Here is a 17,272-nt window from a genome sequence, read left to right on the forward strand (position 1 = left end):
GCAGGCAGGAACGCATGAGTGGTAAGCCCAAGGGCGAGCTGGTGTGCAGCGCCAACGACATCAAGGTCAAGCAGGCGCTGCGCATCCTGATCGACGACTACCCCGTGGCCGTGGTCAGGGATTCGATGGGTGACATCCACGCCATCGGCGACACCTGCTCGCACGCTGACATTTCGCTGTCCGAAGGCGACGTGGAAGGCTGCGCGATCGAATGCTGGGGCCACGGCTCGCAGTTCGACCTGCGCAGTGGGCAGCCACTCCAGCTTCCCGCCTACGACCCCGTTCCGGTGTTCGCCATCGAGCTCGACGGCGACGACGTCTACGTGGATGTCACCAACGTTTTGAACGGCGCGGCAGTAAACAACTACTGAGCGCCCCGCAGCACAGACTTACGAACGAACAGAAAGAAGAGCATGTCAACTCTTGAGATCAAGGACCTGCACGTCAGCATTGAGACGGAACAGGGCACCAAGGAGATCCTGAAGGGCGTCAGCCTCACCATCCGCACGGGTGAAACCCACGCCATCATGGGCCCCAACGGCTCCGGCAAGTCCACCCTGGCCTCCACCATCGCAGGCCACCCCCGCTACACGGTCACCAGCGGTTCCATCACCCTCGACGGCGAAGACGTCCTGGAGATGAGCGTTGACGCGCGTGCCCGCGCCGGAGTCTTCCTGGCCATGCAGTACCCGGTAGAGGTTCCCGGAGTCACCATGACCAACTTCCTGCGCACCGCGAAGACCGCGATCGACGGCGAAGCACCCAAGCTGCGTACCTGGACCAAAGACGTCAAGGACGCCATGGGGAAGCTGCGCATCGACGCCGACTTCGCCGAGCGCAACGTCAACGAGGGCTTCTCCGGCGGCGAAAAGAAGCGCGTGGAGATCCTGCAGCTCGAACTCTTCAAGCCGAAGTTCGCCGTGCTGGACGAGACCGACTCCGGCCTGGACGTCGACGCACTCAAGATCGTCTCCGAGGGCGTCAACCGCGCACACGCCGAGGGCAACATGGGCACGTTGCTCATCACCCACTACACCCGCATCCTGCGCTACATCAAGCCTGACTTCGTCCACGTTTTCGTTGACGGCCAGGTTGTCGAGGAAGGCGGCCCGGAACTGGCCGACCGCCTCGAAGAAGAGGGTTACGACCGCTACGCCAAGGGTGCCGGCACGGCCGCAGCCCCCGCAGCAGCACAGGCCTAGTTAGGACTTGCGATGACCGAAATCACGCCGGGCCGCACGGCCCTGGAAGATGTCGAGGAAGCGCTCAAGGACGTCATCGATCCCGAGCTTGGCGTCAACGTGGTGGACCTTGGGCTGCTGTACGGCCTGAAGTACTCCGATGACGACGGTGCGCTGCTGATCGACATGACGCTCACCACGGCTGCCTGCCCCCTCACCGATGTCCTCGAGGAGCAGGTGGGCAAAGCCCTGGAAAGTGTTGTGGATGACTGGCGCCTGAACTGGGTCTGGATGCCGCCATGGGGTCCCGAGCGGATCACCGACGACGGCAAGGACCAGATGCGGGCCCTCGGCTTCAACATCTGAAATACCTGAAGTACGACGACGGCCGGTCACCTTCTTCGCGAAGGTGACCGGCCGTCGTCGTTCCCCACCGGCGCCCTAACCTCGCTACGCTCGGCCAGGGAACCCTCCCCGCTACCTCCCCAATCTCGCAAGCTCGATCGGGGCCCCTCGGTAGCGTGGGCCCAGGCCTGGGCCCACCCATCGATTGCTGCGTTAATGACCTCTCAAAACGGCAATTACTCGGCAATTGATGGGAATAAGTTGATGAGTTACAGGCTTGGTGCCGCGAAGGTATCGCACTGGTTGATGTCGCCCGTTTCGTAGCCCTTGTAGAACCAGCGCTGCCGCTGTTCGCTGGAGCCGTGGGTCCATGCCTCGGGGCTGACCCGGCCTGTCGCGGCCTCCTGGATACGGTCATCGCCCACCGCCGAAGCCGCGGACAACGCGTCGTTGAGGTCCTGCTGGGTGAGCGGTTCCAAGAACGGCTGCCCGTCCGGTCCGGGCTGCGATGACGCGTGCTTGGCCCACAGGCCGGCGTAGCAGTCCGCCTGCAGTTCAGTGCGGACCGCACCGGACTCGGGGCCTTGAGGATCCTGCTGGGCCTGGTCCAGGTTGCCCAGGACATTCTGGATGTGGTGTCCGAATTCATGGGCCACCACATACTCCTGGGCGAGCGGGCCGCCGGAGGAACCGAACCGGTCCACGAGTTCGGTGAAGAACCCCGGGTCAAAGTAGGCCGTGGTGTCGGTGGGGCAGTAGAACGGCCCAACGGCACTCGACGCCGTGCCGCAGGCGGTGTTGACGCCCTCTTCGAAAATGACTGTCTCCGGCTGGGGATACTTCACGTTGTACTGCTGCAGGTACGCGGGCCAGAAGGCGTTCAGGCTGTTGACCGTACCCGTAATCCGGCAGTCCACCCGGGCGTCGGCATCGGCGCCGGTGCTGCAGGCCGGTGCCGTGCCCTGGGCCTGGGGTTCCGCTGTGCCGCCGCCGGTGAGTCCCCCCAGCAGGTTGGGGTCTATGCCCAGCAACAGCGCTACGAGCAGTACGAGTCCGCCACCGATGCCGCCGCCAACTTTCACGCCGCGGCCCATTCCCCGCCGGTCCTGGACCTGGGACGGGTCGAGCTGCACATTGTCATTGAAACTCATATCGTCACAATACCCGCGGTTCGGCCGGCCAATCAGGAGCGCCGGTAAAGTTGATCCGATGCCTTTCCTTGACCGACTCCAGCGCTGGGCCACAGAGCGTCCGCACGGCACAGCAGTGGCCGTCGCCGGCCGGCGGCTGTCCTGGGCCGAGCTGCAGGACGGGGCTGCTGCCATGGTTCCGGAAACGAAATCGGTGACTACGCTGTGCGAAGCCAATTCGACTGGATTCGCGCTGAAGTTTGCCGCGGCAGTGGCCGGCGGACGCCAGTGCGCTGTCCTGGATCCTGCCTGGCCCACCCACCTCCAGGAGGATATGGTCCGGCGGGTCCAGTCGTCAGCGGAACCGGCAGCGGTCGCTGTGGACGATCCCCTGGCCGACGGCGCGCCCGGCTCAACGTTCCTCATCGGCCTCACCTCAGGCACCACGTCCGTGCCGAAAGCGTTCACCCGGTCCCGGCGTTCGTGGCAGGAATCCTTTGAGGCCTCCATCGAGTTCTTCGGCCTCCGCCAGGACGACGTCACCCTCGCCCCGGGGCCGCTGGCCGCCAGCCTGAACCTCTACGCCCTGGCCGAATGCCTCTACGCGGGGTCCGAATTCCAGACGCTGGAAACCTTCGATGTTGGCGACGTCCACGCAGCCATCACCTATGACCGGGTGACCCGCCTGGTGTTGGTGCCCACCATGCTGCGGATGCTCAGTGAACGCGGGCTGACCGGATGCGTGGACGCATCCGGTATCCGGACCATCGTCTGCGCCGGCTCCAAACTTGATGCCAGGACCCTCGAAGCGGCCCGCCGCTGGGCTCCCAACGCCACCATCTACGAGTACTACGGCGCCTCGGAACTGAGCTTCGTCTCCGGCGCCGGCCTGTCCGCCCAGCAGCCCCCCGCCGTCGGAAGCACCTGCATCGGGCGGCCGTTTCCCGGGGCCGAGGTGCGCATTCTTGATGACGCCGGGCTGCCGGTACCGGAGGGCGGTTACGGCAATATCTGCGTGCGCAGCGGCATGGTCAGCAACGGGTACCTGTGGGGCGACGACGGCGAGGCTTTGCGGTCCTTCGGTGACTGGCACACGGTGGGAGACCAGGGCTACCTGGCTCAGGACGGACTGCATATCCTGGGCCGCCGGGCAGACATGATCCTCACCTCGGGCCGAAACGTCTACCCGCATGAGGTGGAGCTGGCCCTTTGTGCCGTGCCCGGCGTTTCCGCCGCCATCGCCGCCGGAATGCCGGACGACCTGCGCGGGCAAAAGGTAGTGGCCGGCGTCGTCCCGTCCCACGGCGGGATCACCGCAACCCAGCTCCGCTCGGGCCTGGAGGACATCCTGGCCAGGGACAAGCGCCCGCTGCAGTACTTCGTCCTCGCCGAACTTCCCGTCACCGACCGCGGCAAGGTCAGCCGCAGCCTGCTGCTGGACTGGATCGCCAACAGGGATCCACGGGTGACGAGCCTTGGCAGCTGATCTTCTTCCGGCGGACCGCCAGCCCGTGATCATCGCGGCCCGCCGGACCCCCGTGTGCCGGACCAATGGCGCCCTGCGGACGCTGCGCGCCCATGAACTCCTGGCACCTGTGCTCAGCGGCCTGCTCAACGAAACTGCTGCGGCACCCGGGGCGGTCAGCGACGTCATCATTGGCAACGCGGTGGGCGGCGGCGGAAATGTTGCAAGGCTGGCCCTCCTGGAGGCCGGGTTGCCAGTGGGTGTTCCCGGCATCACCGTGGACCGCCAGTGCGGGTCCGGCCTGGACGCGATCGCCCTCGCTGCGCAGCTGGTGGCCGCGGGCGGGGACCCGCTCTATCTCGCGGGTGGAGTGGAGAGCACCAGCACCGCTCCTTTGCGCGCGCACAGGAATTCCGACGGCGGCCCGGAGTTCTACGCCCGTGCCCAGTTTGTGCCGGCCGGTTTTGGCGACCCGGACATGGGCGTGGCCGCAGAGACCGTGGCCCGGCGGTATGGGATTGCCCGGGACCGGCAGGACGCCTTTGCCCTGGGCAGCCACCGGAAGGCCCTGGAAGCGGTGGCGGAAGGCCGCTATGAGCGGGAGATTGTTCCGCTGGCCACAGCCGGCGGGACGGTAACGGCTGATGATGGCCCGCGCCGCGGCCTCACCCCCGCAGTCATGGGGAGGTTCCCTGCCGCGTTCGTGCCCGGAGGAACTGTCACCGCCGGAAACTCCTGCTTCGACGCAGACGCCGCGTCCGCCGTCGTCATGACCTCTCTGCAGCGTGCCCGCGGCCTGGGCGCCGAGGACGGTCTCCTGGTGCTGGGCACCTGCACCGCCGGCGTTGAGCCGGACGTGCTGGGCGTGGGTGCCGCCGAGGCAGCGCGGAGACTGCTGTCCGACCATGGCCTGGAGGGTGCAGGGCTGGACCTGGTGGAATTCAACGAGGCCTTCGCCTCCCAGACCCTCGCCTGTTTCGATCTGCTGGGCATCGACCCTGCGCGGGCCAACCTCGACGGCGGGGCGTTGGCCCTGGGGCACGCCTACGGCGCGTCGGGTGCCGTCCTGGTGACCAGGCTCCTCGCCCAGGCGCGCAGGGCCAGCAGGCCCGGAAGCCTTGGGCTGGCGATGATCAGCAGCGCCGGCGGTATGGGTACTGCAGCGCTGGTGCGGTTCGAGCGCCTGGCCTGACCCGGCGTCGTGAGCCCGTCAGGCCTCAACGTCAGGGCCTTCGGCGTCGCCGAGCCCCCTGGCGGCGAGCGCCTCACCGGTTTGGCGGGCGTAGGCCACGGAGGTGATGAAGACCGGCAGGACCAGGGCCCGCGGGTTCCGCTCCAGCCCCCGTGCCCGCGCGGAATTCCGGACGTCGGCAAAGGTTCCGGCGATGTAGGGGATGCTGCGCAGCATGACTCCGATGGTGAGGGCGAACCGCTCCGGATCGGCTCCGAACCGCTGGAAGGGCGTTGCGGCCGCCACCACGCCGTCCAGGAGCCGCTGGACGGGGGTTGTCGCGGTCAGCAGGGACGCGGCCACCACGCAGACCAGGATGTTCAGGACGATCCTGCCTGCTGTGGGCGCACCTAGCTGCCACCACTGGAAGAGCCCGATCACCAGGAGTACCGGGAGCAGCGGGCGGACGGCGCGTCCCAGCCGCTTTGGACCTGCTCCGGTCAGGAGGAACAGCCCGCATAGCGCAGCCAGTATCGTCAGGGATACGCGCCAGTCGACAATCAGGAAGGATGCCAGGCCGGAGGCGAACACCAGCAGGAACTTCACTGCCAGGGGCGACCGGTGGATGAAGGAGTTTCCCGGCACGTAGTTGGCCAGCAGCAACCCGTGGCCCCTCATGGCGTGCCCGGACCGTTGACCGGACCGGTGGGGTGCCGCATGGCATCCAGGCATAGGGCACGGTAAAAGGCGACGGCGTCTGCCGGAGCGCCGTCGAACGCCACCGTTCCGTTCTCGATCACGAGGACCCGGTCCATGTCCAGGGCGAGCTCGAGGTCATGGGTGGACATGATGACCTGCTGCCCCAGTCCCGCAAGGGTGTGCCCCAGCAGTTCCCTGTTCCTGAGATCCAGGAGCGTGGAAGGCTCGTCGAGGACCAGCACCGCCGGCTCGACCGCCAGGACCGCCGCGAGTGCCATCAGCTGGCGTTCCCCACCGGAGAGTTCGTAGATGCTTTGGTCGGCCAGTGGCAACAGACCCAGGCGGTGGAGCGCGGCGTCGGCCAGGGCCTGCCGTTCGCGGCCGTTGCGGACGGACCGGCGCAGCGACAGCTCAACATCCTCCCGGCCGGTGGGCATGACCAGCTGGGACAGCGGGTCGGTGAAGACGAAACCGACGCTGCGGCGGACTTTCCGGACCGCGCGGACCGTGTCGTCGCCGTCGACCGCTACTTTCCCCGCGGTGGGCTGGACGAGCCCGTTCACCAGGCGCAGCAGCGTGGACTTGCCGGAACCGTTGGCACCGATGACGCCCACGCGACGTTCGGCCAGGCGGAGGTTCACCCCGTCGAGGAGGACCTTGGGCGTGGGGGAGTGGTCCGTTTCTACGGCGACCGTTACCTGGTCAAAGGCGACAACTGGCACTGAAGTTCTTCCTAGGCCTTGGCGGGCTGGACAGGTGACTGGCTGCGGCGTGCGCGGCGGACCAGGATGTCCGGGAAGGCGCGGTGCAGGGCGACGGCGATGCCGGCGGCGAGGATGTTCTTGATGATGTCCCCCGGGTAGAAGACAACGTCGCTGAGGAAGGCCTGGCCGAGGGTGGTTTTGGCGTTGAGCGCGATGCCGGCGACGCCAAGGGTGTGGACGGTGAGGATGCTGGTTACCGTGGCCGCGAGGAAGAACCACAGCGCGCGGGCCTTGGTGGTGCGGCGGATCACCACCGTGGCCAGCCAGCCGACAAGGGCGGCAGCGATGGGGAACGCGATGATGTAGCCGGCGGACGGGCCGGCGAGGATGCTAAGGCCGCTGCGGCCCTGGCTGAAGATGGGCAGTCCGGCGAGGCCCAGGAGGGTGTAGAGGCCGACGGCGGCGAAGCCCCTTCCGGGCCCCAGCACCAGGCCGGTCAGCATGACGGCGAGGGTCTGGAAGGTGATGGGCACGCCAAAGCCGTTGACCGCCAGGCCCGGCACCAGGGCGGCGCCGGCCACCAGTGCGGCGAAGACGCCGATGAGTCCAAGGTCGGTGGCGTTCCAGCGGCGGCGCCCGGATGGAAGGTTGGAGGTGACGGCGGTGTCGGTGTTGCTCATGGCGGTCCTGTCGGGGTTGTACAAGCGGAATCTAATGTACAGCCGACGTTACTGGGACGGAACAGGGCCCATTTTGTAGGTGACCTACTAAGTTGTCGCCCCAGAGTTTGGGTGCCGGGCACAACTGCGGGCATAACCCGTTGGTTGGCCCGACGGTGCGGGAGGGACGGCATCTGGCACGCCGTCCCTCCCGCCGCTTGCCTCCCTAGTTCAGGGCCGGAGTATCAGCGGGAATGACGCCCGCGCCGTAGAGATCCGTGGCAAGGTCGCGCAGTGCCCGGAGTGCCACCCGTTGGGTGAAGGGGCCGTACGACACCCTCGCCACGCCGAGTTCCTGGAGTTGGGCTGCCGGGAGCGCACCGGGTGCGCCGATGATGGACAGCTTTCCGCGGCCGAGCCCCTCGACGAGTGGTTCGATGACCTCACCGGTCAGGGCGCCGGGGACGAAAACCAGTGCTGCACCGGCGTCGAGGAAGGCGCGGCCCCGGGCGATGGCATCATCGATGCTTTCCTGGATGGGCCGGTCCCCGCCGCGGACCAGCGCATCGGTGCGCGCGTTCAACTGGAAGGGAACGCCTTCGGCCTCTGCGGCCCGGACGATCGCCGCCACGCGGGAGACTGCTTCATCGAAGGGCCGCAGCCTGTCCTCGACGTTGGCGCCGGCAATACCCAGTCCGATGGCCCGCCGGATGGTTTCGGCAGGGTCCTGGTACCCGTCGTCGAGGTCCGCCGTGACGGGCAGGTCCACGGCGTCGACGATGCGCTTTGCGCCTTCGAGGGCAACGTCCAACGGCATGGCGCCGTCCGCGTAGCCCAGCGCGGCTGCGATCGAGTGGCCCGCCGTCGCGATTGCCTTGGTCTCCGGCAGTGCCGCGACGGTTGCTGCACTGATGGCGTCCCACACGTTGACTACCTGGAGGATTTCCGGTGCTTCGTGGAGGGCCTTGAGCTGCTGGGCGCGCTCCACTGTTGTTGTTTCAGTCATTCGCGGTTGTTCCTTATCCGTAGGTCAGGCACGTCTTTGCAATTCCTACCTACACACATGCGGTGGCCCCAAGGCAAGACAAGGTTACGGGCAGGAGGGCCGCCTAGGTCCGGAGCCCGGGCTGCATCAGGGAAGCTGATGCGCCGGACGTAGCCGAACAGCCTGAGCCCTCGGCTTAACCGCCCGCACCGGCTGCAGGGATTCGGAAGAATAGGGACATGGAATTCCAGCGGCTCCTGCAGATCCGGCGCATCTTCGCCCAGCCGGAGGCGCTCGAACTGCCCCGTGGCCGCGAGATCGTGCAGCGCTGGCCGGACGCCGACGTCGTACCTGTCGAGAACCACTGGAACATCCCGGAACTGCACGGCGACGAAACCAACGTGCCGCGGTGGTCCCGGATCAAGACCGAGGCGTTGGTCCTCGGAGTGAAGAAGTCCTTGACCGTGAAGCCCAACGGGCGCTCGGCAGACTACATCGCCCCCTCCACGGCGAACGGGTGCGCCATGGCCTGCGCGTATTGCTACGTCCCCCGCCACAAGGGGTACAGCAACCCGGTCACCGTCTTTGCCAACATCAACCAGATCGCCGCTGCGCTCGAACGGCACGTCATGAAGCAGGGCATCAAGCTCGAACCCAACCAGTGCGATCCCGAACTCTGGGTCTACGACATCGGTGAAAACAGTGACTGCTCCGTGGATGCGCTGATCAGTGACAACGTAGAGGACCTGGTTGGGCTATTCCGTGAGCTGCCCACCGCCAAGCTGTCCTTTGCCACGAAGTACGTCAACAGGGACATGCTCGCGTGGGACCACGGCGGACACACCCGGATCCGCTTTTCGCTGATGCCCGCGCACCTTGCGAAGTCCATTGATGTCCGGACATCCCCGGTAGCCGAACGCATTGCCGCGATCAACGATTTCGTCGACGCCGGGTACGAGGTGCACGTCAATTTCTCCCCGGTGGTGATCACGGAGACCTGGCTTGATGACTGGCGTGAACTGCTGCAACAGCTCGATGCCGCCCTGACGCCTGCAGCCAAAGCGCAGCTTGCCGCGGAGGTGATCTTCCTGACCCACAACGAGGGGCTCCACCAGGTCAACCTCGGATGGCACCCGCAGGCGGAGAAGGTCCTCTGGCGTCCGGACCTGCAGGAGTCCAAAACCTCCTCCAACGGCTTCAGCAACGTCCGTTACCGCAGCGGAAGCAAGGGCCGCTATGTGCGGCAGCTGACGGCAATGATCGCGGAGATCACCCCCTACTGCCGGGTCCGCTACGCCTTCTGAAATCCCGGTCCGCGCCGGAAGGTCCGGTTTCCTTGGCATGGACGGTAGACTTGTCAAGGCCGTTCTCCGGCCACTCTGCCTCCAGCCCCCGACATAACCTGTTGGTGCTGCGGCGTTCCCCGTTGTGAAAGGCCTTACCTTCTGTGATTACTGTCCAGGATCTTGAACTCCGCGCCGGTGCCCGGCTCCTGATGGATCAGGTGAGCTTCCGCATCGATAAGGGCGACAAGATCGGCCTGGTGGGACGCAACGGAGCCGGCAAGACCACGCTCACCCGTGTCCTGGCAGGCGAAGGGCTTCCCGCCGCCGGCAAGGTGACCCGCAGCGGCGAGATCGGCTACCTGCCGCAGGACCCGCGCACCCCGGACATGGAGCAGCTGGCACGGGACCGGATCCTCTCCGCCCGCGGCCTGGACATCGTCGTCGGCAAGCTCCGCAAGGCCCATGACGAAATGGCCAGCGAGGACGCTGCCGTTCAGCAGAAGGCCATGAACCGGTACGACCGGCTGGAATCCGAGTTCCTGGCAGCGGGCGGCTACGCCGCGGAGGCAGAAGCCGCATCCATCTGCTCGAACCTCGCACTGCCTGACCGGCTCCTGAACCAGCCGCTCAAAACACTTTCCGGTGGCCAGCGCCGCCGCGTGGAACTGGCCCGGATCCTGTACTCGGATGCCGAGACCATGCTCCTCGACGAGCCCACCAACCACCTCGACGCAGATTCCATCGCCTGGCTTCGCGACTTCCTTAAGAACCACCAGGGCGGGCTCATCGTCATCAGCCACGACACCGAACTCCTCGAAGCCACCGTAAATAAGGTGTTCCTGCTGGACGCCAACAGGGCCCAGATCGATTTCTACAACATGGACTGGAAGCGGTACCTCACCCAGCGCGAAACGGATGAGCGCGCCCGCAAGCGGGAACGGGCCAATGCCGAGAAGAAGGCCCAGGTGCTCTTCGACCAGGCCAACAAGATGCGGGCGAAGGCCACCAAGGCCGTGGCCGCGCAGAACATGGCCAAGCGTGCCGAGCGGCTCCTCAGTGGCCTCGAAGCCGTCCGCGAGAACGACCGCGTGGCCGCCCTCCGTTTCCCGGACCCGTCGCCGTGCGGCAAGACCCCGCTCACCGCAGACGGGCTCAGCAAGTCCTATGGCTCCCTGGAGATCTTCACTGACGTGGACCTCGCCATCGACCGAGGCTCCAAAGTGGTCATCCTTGGCCTCAACGGTGCCGGCAAAACCACGCTGCTGCGCATGCTTGCCGGCGTGGACCAGCCGGATACTGGCGAAATCGTGCCGGGGCACGGGCTCAAGGTGGGCTACTACGCCCAGGAACACGAGACGCTCGACGTCAACCGCACCGTCCTGGAGAACATGCGCTCGTCCGCACCTGACATGAAAGACGCCGAGGTCCGCGGCATCCTGGGCTCATTCCTGTTCTCCGGTGACGACGTCGACAAACCCGCGGGCGTCCTGTCCGGCGGTGAGAAGACCCGCCTGGCGTTGGCCACCATCGTGGCGTCCAGCGCTAACGTCCTGCTCCTCGACGAACCCACCAACAACCTGGACCCCGCCAGCCGCGCGGAAATCCTCGGCGCGCTCCGGAACTACACCGGCGCCGTCGTCCTTGTCAGCCACGATGAAGGCGCCGTCGAGGCTCTGAACCCGGAGCGCGTTGTGCTGCTGCCCGACGGTGTCGAGGACCATTGGAACGAGGACTACCTGGACCTGATCACGCTGGCCTAGGCAGAAAGGGCCCGACGCCGGACGGTCTGCCTCGATGGGGTCCGCCACCTTCAGTTTGCGCTGGTCAGTGGGGGATCGGGGCCAACGGGCTGGAGTGTCGGGATGACTCTAGGCCACTTCGCATGAGCACACCGAATGGCAGGACCTGAAGGGGACGCGAAGCATAGTCGTCCGAGCGTCCAGTGTCGGTCTCTAAGGAGCACGGGTGTCGCCGCCCTTTGCATGAGGTTTCCTGGCCGGAGACGTCGAGTACGTCACCGTTCTCGGGACAAATTCGTGTGTAGCGTATAGGGCACCTTCACCGGGCAATTTTGCGGGCAGGGTATACGGGAGCCTCTGAATGCCGATTTCACAAAGCCGCAGGTCAGCGGCGGGTTGTCCCGATAGGGGACCGGCATACGGGACAGGCTTAACGGGTCCCTTTGCAGGAAGACGTCTTCTATTGCCCGTGGCATCATCGTGGGTAGACTCCCGTATGAACAAAAGGGAAACCAGAGCAGCGCTTCTCTTTATGCTGATCGGTCTGATCGCAACGTGATCGAACGCTATCTTCCGGGGATCGGAACTTTGGACTTGGATCTTTCTGGGGGTTGCAGCGATCGCCCTGATTCTCGGAATTTCAGTCCTCGTGAGATCTCTTCGGCGACAGCGCGACGAATATTGGAATGAGCATCGTCCCTCTGGGACGTAATGACTAACTACTAGGAATGGCTGGACGTCCGCACCCCGATCACTCATCTGGCACCCCGAGCCCGGAAGCAGTTATCAGACGCCGAAGCGGGTTTAGGAATCAGCCAAAGCGTCCCTCTAGGAGACTAGACGAGCTCCAGTCCGGGAAGGGATCCTCAAAGTGCCACTTGTGGCTACCTTGAACAGTTCGCTACTTGAATGGAGCTACCAAATCCGGTGCCAGGCGTTCTCGCCTACCTGATCGAATCAAAAACAAGATACCCGCTGGAAGTAGAACAGTTCCCGATCCCAGCATTCCTGCATGAACAGGCGTCGACGGGCAGCCGGCGGAACTATCGTCTTCAGCGCAAGTGACTCCAGGCTGAAGGAAACCCACTGCAATCAGCCCTAAAGCCATACATAACGTAACCACTCCTGTCACGCCCCAAACCCAGTTCTTCATCCGTCCATCAGACCATGCTTAGCGCCTCGCGGAAACGGACAATACTCAAAGCTGTCCCTTTGGGGATCGGCTTACGGACGGGGTGGGCCAACGAGGACAGCGCTCCGATCCAGGTACTAACCTCTCGAAATCTTGGACATCAGAATCCGGAAGTTAGCTGGACTCATCGTTCCTTAGAGATTGCAGGACCTCGCTAGGCGGCTCGGGGATCTGGCAGTCAATGGGGACGCCCACCCAAACAACCCCGTGCTGATCAGGACGGCAGGTGGCACGACCAATTGGCTCCGCCATGTTTATAGCCACATCACGGACGAAGCCCTCAATGGTGCCATCTGCCGCAGTTGAGTTAAGTGCGAGTCGACGTCCCAGCGCCACCGCGGGGTCAATAGTCCGGCGATACACAACGCAGACTGTAGCTGGCCCGTCCTCCCAGTAACCGAGAATATTCACCTCATCCGCCCAGTAGCTATCAATTTCCCTAATAATGTGTCCAGCTAAATCCATAGCTCCATCCCATACGGGTCGAGTTTTTCGGTTGCGGGCCGTGCCAATCTCAATTGCGGTAGAAGCGGGCCATGGCATCTTTTGCGGGACCTGCCATTCTCGAGGGGCGCAGTCCGTCGACAGGAAGCTGCTCGGTTGCGGCTGCCCAAACGTCAGCCCAGAACATCTCGTCGTCTAAGGCCTTGGAGGGACGACGAATAAACCAATCGAATCCGCGGGGTCTAGGCGGAATGTCCGCCTCAGCCAGATAGACATCGATATCGTCGTCAACCGATGCCAACTCGGCTTCAGTCAACCTGAATGGCTCTCTGTACTCGCCGCCCCCTGGTAGACCGCGAACTAATGAACCGAAACGCTCGCGCGACACTGGGCGCACCCTCACAAAGTTGTCAGGACCGGCAGCCCAGAGGACCAATGCAGCCCATCCGGTCTCGACGACAGGAATCCAGCCCTCGGGAGCTTCCGACAATTCAGTGCACGCCCACGGCTCATCTGTCATGCCCTCCATCTTTCACGGCTCATGCGCAATAGCAACCAGGTGCCCGCAACGGGATCCTCAATCGCAGGTTTGAGACGTCCCTTGGGCCGCCAGCTTACGGGCCCTCTTACCTCGTGGTCATGCCCGGGCAGTTACTTACGTGCTAGCTGTAAGCACGTAGCCCACGCCTGAAACCAGCAGGACGGCGGCGGAGACAATGACCGTGATCAGCAGTGGGCGGTTCCCCTCACCGTCAATTTTTCTTCTTTTATGACTGCATAAATGAGGACAGCGACGATAATGGCCAAGCAAGTGCCCATGAGGACGAAAAGAACATCAGGTAACTGCATAGAAGAAACTTCTCACAGGTGTCTTCGAATGACGGGGAGGGTGAGGTTCTTGGCTCGATCAATTTTCGAACGCTGAAGCATCCTGGACCGGGCGGCCCCAAGGTCTCATCCGGCCACGGTTTCACTAGAGCGAGGAAGCCCGGGGTAAACTCAATTCGCTCCTGAGCGGAGGGCAGCAGCTCCTAGTCATCCGCACGGACAACTACTGAGTAGGAGCTCGGGCAGAATAAGCTCATGAACCCTCCTTCCAACGAGTTCGCCTGGTTGCCCGAAGCACTGGAACTCGTGGCTCTCCGCCTAACCAGGGCCGATCAATGCGCCTTCAAAATCGGAGACCTGACGTCTCAATGGTCGCTGGACGGCCCGCTGGGCTTTAAGCAAGTACGGCGGGGAGGGACGGTGCAGATGATTCTTTCCTCTCTGCGGCCGATTCCCCCGGAAGCGTCTTTGCTGTTCAGCGAAGCCGTAAACCACCTTCGCGCCGCAATAGATAACGTCGTCTGGTTCTTAGTGGAACAAGAACAAGGCGACCTAACTGGTTCGTTGGCAGCGCAGGTCAGTCTCCCGATTGTCGAGTCCCAGGAAGACCTGGATAAGTGGACCCGCCGGAGAAGCAAGATCACCGCCCTCGCTTCCGAAACCACTTTGGGGCGCCGGGTCCAAGCAATCCAGCCCTTTGCATATCCCAAGAGTCTGGTTCCGTCTATCGGTCAAACCTTGGCGGCCCTCACTGGGCAGGATGTGGAGATGGCCCACCCCCTTCGTCTGCTACAGGCATACTCCAACGCCGACAAGCACCGCGCGATTCGGCTCGCCGCCGCACGTACTTTCAGCTCAACGGACGCAGTTCCTATGGCGGCCCAGAACCTCGCCCACCATGAACTAAAAGTGGGAGACGCATTGGGGCCGCCAACGCCTTGGGGCGAGGTCTCTTTCGTAGACACGAATACTGCGGCTATGGTGCAACGGCCCGACCCGTTCTCCGCCTGGGTAAACCCCGTCAAGGACCTCAACGCAATACGCCGGCACGTCAGCAAAGTAGTTATCCCCATCCTGCTGACGGGTCTCGAAATGCCTCATGGCCTGCCGCCTGGAATCGAAACAGGGGATAACGGCGCCTCCCACCGCGAGCGGCTTCTGGCCGGCGGCTGGGAAGACGCAGAAACGCGCTTGGTTCCTCTACTCCGCGCAAGATTTCGTGACGCCGAAAGCCGTGGAGTCCAGTTTGCTCCGGTCGTGAACGAATCTTGAATGTCTCGGCCGCCTGGCCTTTATCGCTACGGACCGGCTAGTTCGATCCTTCCTGTAGAGCGGTGAAGGATCCTCTTACGGCACGGCCGGTTTGGGTGTGGAAAGGGGCTAGAGTCGCTTCAAAGCCAGTAGTTCTCGAAGATCGGATGCACGAGCATGGATTGGTCTTTCAATATTGGTGACCCGGAAGCGATGTTCAAAGAGCCGCCTGAGGAAGTCGTAGCGCCGGTGAAAGCTGCCGCTGATGCGTTCGCTCAAGCATCGCGAACAGCCAAGCAGGCCGCTGATAACCTTGCCGAGTCGGTACGCACTGCGGCCGCTGCGGGATATGGGCACTCATGGATTGGCGAGCACTCGGGATTGGCAGCTGCCGACGTTGAGCGGCTCATAACCGGGGAGAACCTCTACTGAAGTTGTAACTCTGCCTCCTCCAGCCGCCTAGAGGTTGCGTTACGGCCCTGACGATAGGACTTACAGCCTTCCCGGCCGCAAGCCCATCCCCCATGGTGTCGTCCACCGCGGCCTTTCGGTAATTGTGGTCAGCCCGTCAGATGGGGCCCGTCGTCGAGGCGTGTGCCGGAGAAAGCCTGGACGGGTTGAGCTTTTGCCGTGCCCAGGTGGGCGAGGGGTTTCTTCGGCATATGGGGAGTTGCGTCCATTGACCCGCTCCAGTGAGGCAATTAGCCTAACGAAATGATGAAACTGAAGACGAAGCTCGCGTCCGCTGCTGTAGCTACATCAATGCTCGTTGGGGGAGGAATCGCTCTTGCTTTGCCGGCTCAGGCTTCTGAAAGGGTCGTGTACTGGAATGGTTCGAAAGCTTTGTGCGAGTCTCGTTTAGATGCTGCTCGTCCCGGTTTTGGGTCGTATGTGCGTCTGGTTCAAGGCTGTGTTCCGAACGGTAACGGCTACGCCTATACGGTCGTTTGGCGCTAACAACCTAGTGCGCTTGCCTCGGGGCCGGGTCGGCGGGGCCCATGCTGGAAAGGCGGGCCGCCGGGGCTGACCGAGCCTGGAGCCGTCCACCTCGTGACGCGGATCGCCCGCGTTCTCGAAGGTTCCTTTGCCCTGCTCCCGGGGCCCGATCACCGTTCACGCGAAACCAGCTGGAGACTGCCGCTCAGTTGCCGACCACGGCTGCGTACGTTTGTGATTTTCGGCGGTGAATGGCAGGGTGCTGTGATCGCTAACAAATGTCGCGCCCCAGGTGTTCAACTGGCTCATATGGCTAGCGTTTCGAGACAATCTCGGCTGCAGCGTTCGCACCAACCTTGCAGTGCCAGGGGGAGGGCCGGACCGACGGTGAACTGCTTGGTTGGACCGATCCGCGTCAGGTGTTCGACAAGCGTTGGCGGATTCAGTTTGCCGTGTCCGTGGCGGCAGCAGCCGGCGTTGCTGCGATCATGATTGCGCGGGCCAGCACGTCTCGCTGTGCGGGGTTGTAGAGCTCCAGTACTGTTGCGAGGAATGTTTCCTGTGTGACCTGCGGATCCATGGAGAGGTGCGGGCCCGGGTTGGATAACCATGGGTAGTCGGCGAAGTGCTGTGCAAGGTGGGGTGCAAACGTCTCCGCGAGCCGCTGCCGGGTGGCATCGTCGGCATCGGGTGCCAGGGCGTTGAACTCGGTGTCGGCGACGTCCGGTTCTGATTCGATCATCTGTTTCAGATCGGACATCGCGGACTCGTCGTAGAGCTGGGAGTAGACGAGCATGAGAGAACGCTCCGGTTCGGACAGGTGCCTGGAGAGGTCTTCAAAGCCCGGTGGCAGGTCGGTGGCCGTGGTGCCTTTCAGGATTGCCTGAATTTCGGCGCGGGCGCGCTGCAACCGCTCGATGCTGGCAGCGAGATCTGCATCAATTGCGAGCAGCGCGGCTTGGGGTGTCTCTGCCCTGGCTCCCACGGCCTCGATTTGCGCGAGCGGTATGTCGAGCTCGCGGAGCCGACGAATCTGGAGCAGACGAACGAGATGCCTGGCGCCGTATTGCTTGTATCCGTTGGCCTCCCGGCTGGGTTCCTCGAGGAGCCCCGCGCGGTGATAGTGACGGACCGTGTTCACCGTCGTTCCGGCGAGCTCAGCGACCTCGCGTGTGCTCCAGGCCATTCCTATGTCCTTCCCCTCCGGCTGTTTGGGTCCATGACAACCATTGAAAACCATGTTCCTGGAACAGGGTC

General features: G+C 63.9%; 16 protein-coding genes. 9 read left to right on the forward strand and 7 right to left on the reverse strand.

The window, feature by feature from the left end; genetic code table 11:
* Positions 1 to 14: 14 nt before the first annotated feature.
* From ACHL_RS09305 to ACHL_RS09315, 3 genes are read left to right on the forward strand one after another with little or no spacing between them, the layout of a single operon-like run.
* A complete protein-coding gene (locus ACHL_RS09305; protein ID WP_015937043.1) occupies positions 15 to 371 on the forward strand; it encodes a non-heme iron oxygenase ferredoxin subunit in 357 nt (118 codons plus the stop codon).
* A gap of 42 nt (positions 372 to 413) precedes the next feature.
* The gene (sufC, locus tag ACHL_RS09310) at positions 414 to 1,202 is read left to right on the forward strand and encodes a Fe-S cluster assembly ATPase SufC (RefSeq protein ID WP_015937044.1); all 789 of its coding nucleotides are present in this window, start codon (positions 414 to 416) and stop codon (positions 1,200 to 1,202) included.
* A 12-nt stretch (positions 1,203 to 1,214) separates the two neighbouring features.
* A complete protein-coding gene (locus ACHL_RS09315; protein ID WP_015937045.1) occupies positions 1,215 to 1,547 on the forward strand; it encodes a metal-sulfur cluster assembly factor in 333 nt (110 codons plus the stop codon).
* A gap of 248 nt (positions 1,548 to 1,795) precedes the next feature.
* On the opposite strand, the gene ypfJ is transcribed toward ACHL_RS09315, so the two are convergent.
* Positions 1,796 to 2,677 carry a KPN_02809 family neutral zinc metallopeptidase gene (gene ypfJ, locus ACHL_RS09320; protein ID WP_043793916.1) on the reverse strand — a complete coding sequence of 294 codons (882 nt, stop codon included), beginning with the start codon at positions 2,675 to 2,677 and terminating at the stop codon, positions 1,796 to 1,798.
* Positions 2,678 to 2,735: 58 nt separating this feature from the next.
* Between ypfJ and ACHL_RS09325 the strand changes: the two genes are divergently transcribed.
* Positions 2,736 to 4,142: a class I adenylate-forming enzyme family protein gene (locus tag ACHL_RS09325; protein WP_015937047.1), complete on the forward strand. Its 1,407-nt coding sequence runs from the start codon at positions 2,736 to 2,738 to the stop codon at positions 4,140 to 4,142.
* Positions 4,132 to 5,313 carry a thiolase family protein gene (locus ACHL_RS09330; protein ID WP_015937048.1) on the forward strand — a complete coding sequence of 394 codons (1,182 nt, stop codon included), beginning with the start codon at positions 4,132 to 4,134 and terminating at the stop codon, positions 5,311 to 5,313. Before ACHL_RS09325 ends, ACHL_RS09330 begins: the two co-directional genes overlap by 11 nt.
* 18 nt (positions 5,314 to 5,331) lie before the next feature.
* On the opposite strand, the gene ACHL_RS09335 is transcribed toward ACHL_RS09330, so the two are convergent.
* The 4 genes from ACHL_RS09335 to ACHL_RS09350 all read right to left on the reverse strand — a co-directional run bounded on the left by ACHL_RS09335 (position 5,332) and on the right by ACHL_RS09350 (position 8,360).
* Positions 5,332 to 5,970: an energy-coupling factor transporter transmembrane component T family protein gene (locus ACHL_RS09335; RefSeq protein WP_015937049.1), complete on the reverse strand. Its 639-nt coding sequence runs from the start codon at positions 5,968 to 5,970 to the stop codon at positions 5,332 to 5,334.
* Positions 5,967 to 6,713 (reverse strand): energy-coupling factor ABC transporter ATP-binding protein, encoded by a 747-nt coding sequence (locus ACHL_RS09340; protein ID WP_015937050.1) that lies wholly within the window; start codon positions 6,711 to 6,713, stop codon positions 5,967 to 5,969. Before ACHL_RS09340 ends, ACHL_RS09335 begins: the two co-directional genes overlap by 4 nt.
* 11 nt (positions 6,714 to 6,724) lie before the next feature.
* On the reverse strand, positions 6,725 to 7,375 hold the full coding sequence (locus ACHL_RS09345; protein ID WP_015937051.1) for a biotin transporter BioY: 651 nt from the start codon (positions 7,373 to 7,375) through the stop codon (positions 6,725 to 6,727).
* A gap of 205 nt (positions 7,376 to 7,580) precedes the next feature.
* Positions 7,581 to 8,360: an isocitrate lyase/PEP mutase family protein gene (locus tag ACHL_RS09350; protein WP_015937052.1), complete on the reverse strand. Its 780-nt coding sequence runs from the start codon at positions 8,358 to 8,360 to the stop codon at positions 7,581 to 7,583.
* Between the two features lie 218 nt (positions 8,361 to 8,578).
* On the opposite strand from ACHL_RS09350, the gene ACHL_RS09355 reads away from it, so the two are divergent.
* Complete coding sequence (locus tag ACHL_RS09355) at positions 8,579 to 9,643, forward strand: spore photoproduct lyase family protein (RefSeq protein WP_015937053.1); 1,065 nt, start codon at positions 8,579 to 8,581, stop codon at positions 9,641 to 9,643.
* 143 nt (positions 9,644 to 9,786) lie between these two features.
* Complete coding sequence (locus ACHL_RS09360; protein WP_015937054.1) at positions 9,787 to 11,385, forward strand: ABC-F family ATP-binding cassette domain-containing protein; 1,599 nt, start codon at positions 9,787 to 9,789, stop codon at positions 11,383 to 11,385.
* 1,685 nt (positions 11,386 to 13,070) lie between these two features.
* On the opposite strand, the gene ACHL_RS09365 is transcribed toward ACHL_RS09360, so the two are convergent.
* The gene (locus tag ACHL_RS09365; RefSeq protein ID WP_244266537.1) at positions 13,071 to 13,520 is read right to left on the reverse strand and encodes a DUF5956 family protein; all 450 of its coding nucleotides are present in this window, start codon (positions 13,518 to 13,520) and stop codon (positions 13,071 to 13,073) included.
* Between the two features lie 563 nt (positions 13,521 to 14,083).
* Between ACHL_RS09365 and ACHL_RS09370 the strand changes: the two genes are divergently transcribed.
* Positions 14,084 to 15,100 (forward strand): hypothetical protein, encoded by a 1,017-nt coding sequence (locus tag ACHL_RS09370; protein ID WP_015937056.1) that lies wholly within the window; start codon positions 14,084 to 14,086, stop codon positions 15,098 to 15,100.
* A gap of 156 nt (positions 15,101 to 15,256) precedes the next feature.
* Positions 15,257 to 15,511 carry a hypothetical protein gene (locus ACHL_RS09375; protein WP_015937057.1) on the forward strand — a complete coding sequence of 85 codons (255 nt, stop codon included), beginning with the start codon at positions 15,257 to 15,259 and terminating at the stop codon, positions 15,509 to 15,511.
* Between the two features lie 946 nt (positions 15,512 to 16,457).
* Here the strand turns inward: ACHL_RS09375 and ACHL_RS09380 are convergent.
* The gene (locus ACHL_RS09380) at positions 16,458 to 17,201 is read right to left on the reverse strand and encodes a MerR family transcriptional regulator (RefSeq protein WP_015937058.1); all 744 of its coding nucleotides are present in this window, start codon (positions 17,199 to 17,201) and stop codon (positions 16,458 to 16,460) included.
* Positions 17,202 to 17,272: the final 71 nt, after the last annotated feature.

The sequence above is a fragment of the Pseudarthrobacter chlorophenolicus A6 genome, from assembly GCF_000022025.1.
Classification (GTDB): Bacteria; Actinomycetota; Actinomycetes; order Actinomycetales; family Micrococcaceae; genus Arthrobacter; species Arthrobacter chlorophenolicus.

Excerpts from the sequence above, each read along its gene's own strand:
- ACHL_RS09355 (WP_015937053.1), top strand. The coding sequence starts at position 8,579 with ATGGAATTCCAGCGGCTCCTGCAGATCCGGCGCATCTTCGCCCAGCCG.
- ACHL_RS09375 (WP_015937057.1), top strand. The coding sequence starts at position 15,257 with ATGGATTGGTCTTTCAATATTGGTGACCCGGAAGCGATGTTCAAAGAG.
- sufC (WP_015937044.1), top strand. The coding sequence starts at position 414 with ATGTCAACTCTTGAGATCAAGGACCTGCACGTCAGCATTGAGACGGAA.
- ACHL_RS09370 (WP_015937056.1), top strand. The coding sequence starts at position 14,084 with ATGAACCCTCCTTCCAACGAGTTCGCCTGGTTGCCCGAAGCACTGGAA.
- ACHL_RS09345 (WP_015937051.1), bottom strand. The coding sequence starts at position 7,375 with ATGAGCAACACCGACACCGCCGTCACCTCCAACCTTCCATCCGGGCGC.
- ACHL_RS09380 (WP_015937058.1), bottom strand. The coding sequence starts at position 17,201 with ATGGCCTGGAGCACACGCGAGGTCGCTGAGCTCGCCGGAACGACGGTG.
- ACHL_RS09305 (WP_015937043.1), top strand. The coding sequence starts at position 15 with ATGAGTGGTAAGCCCAAGGGCGAGCTGGTGTGCAGCGCCAACGACATC.
- ypfJ (WP_043793916.1), bottom strand. The coding sequence starts at position 2,677 with ATGAGTTTCAATGACAATGTGCAGCTCGACCCGTCCCAGGTCCAGGAC.
- ACHL_RS09335 (WP_015937049.1), bottom strand. The coding sequence starts at position 5,970 with ATGAGGGGCCACGGGTTGCTGCTGGCCAACTACGTGCCGGGAAACTCC.
- ACHL_RS09350 (WP_015937052.1), bottom strand. The coding sequence starts at position 8,360 with ATGACTGAAACAACAACAGTGGAGCGCGCCCAGCAGCTCAAGGCCCTC.
- ACHL_RS09325 (WP_015937047.1), top strand. The coding sequence starts at position 2,736 with ATGCCTTTCCTTGACCGACTCCAGCGCTGGGCCACAGAGCGTCCGCAC.
- ACHL_RS09365 (WP_244266537.1), bottom strand. The coding sequence starts at position 13,520 with ATGACAGATGAGCCGTGGGCGTGCACTGAATTGTCGGAAGCTCCCGAG.
- ACHL_RS09315 (WP_015937045.1), top strand. The coding sequence starts at position 1,215 with ATGACCGAAATCACGCCGGGCCGCACGGCCCTGGAAGATGTCGAGGAA.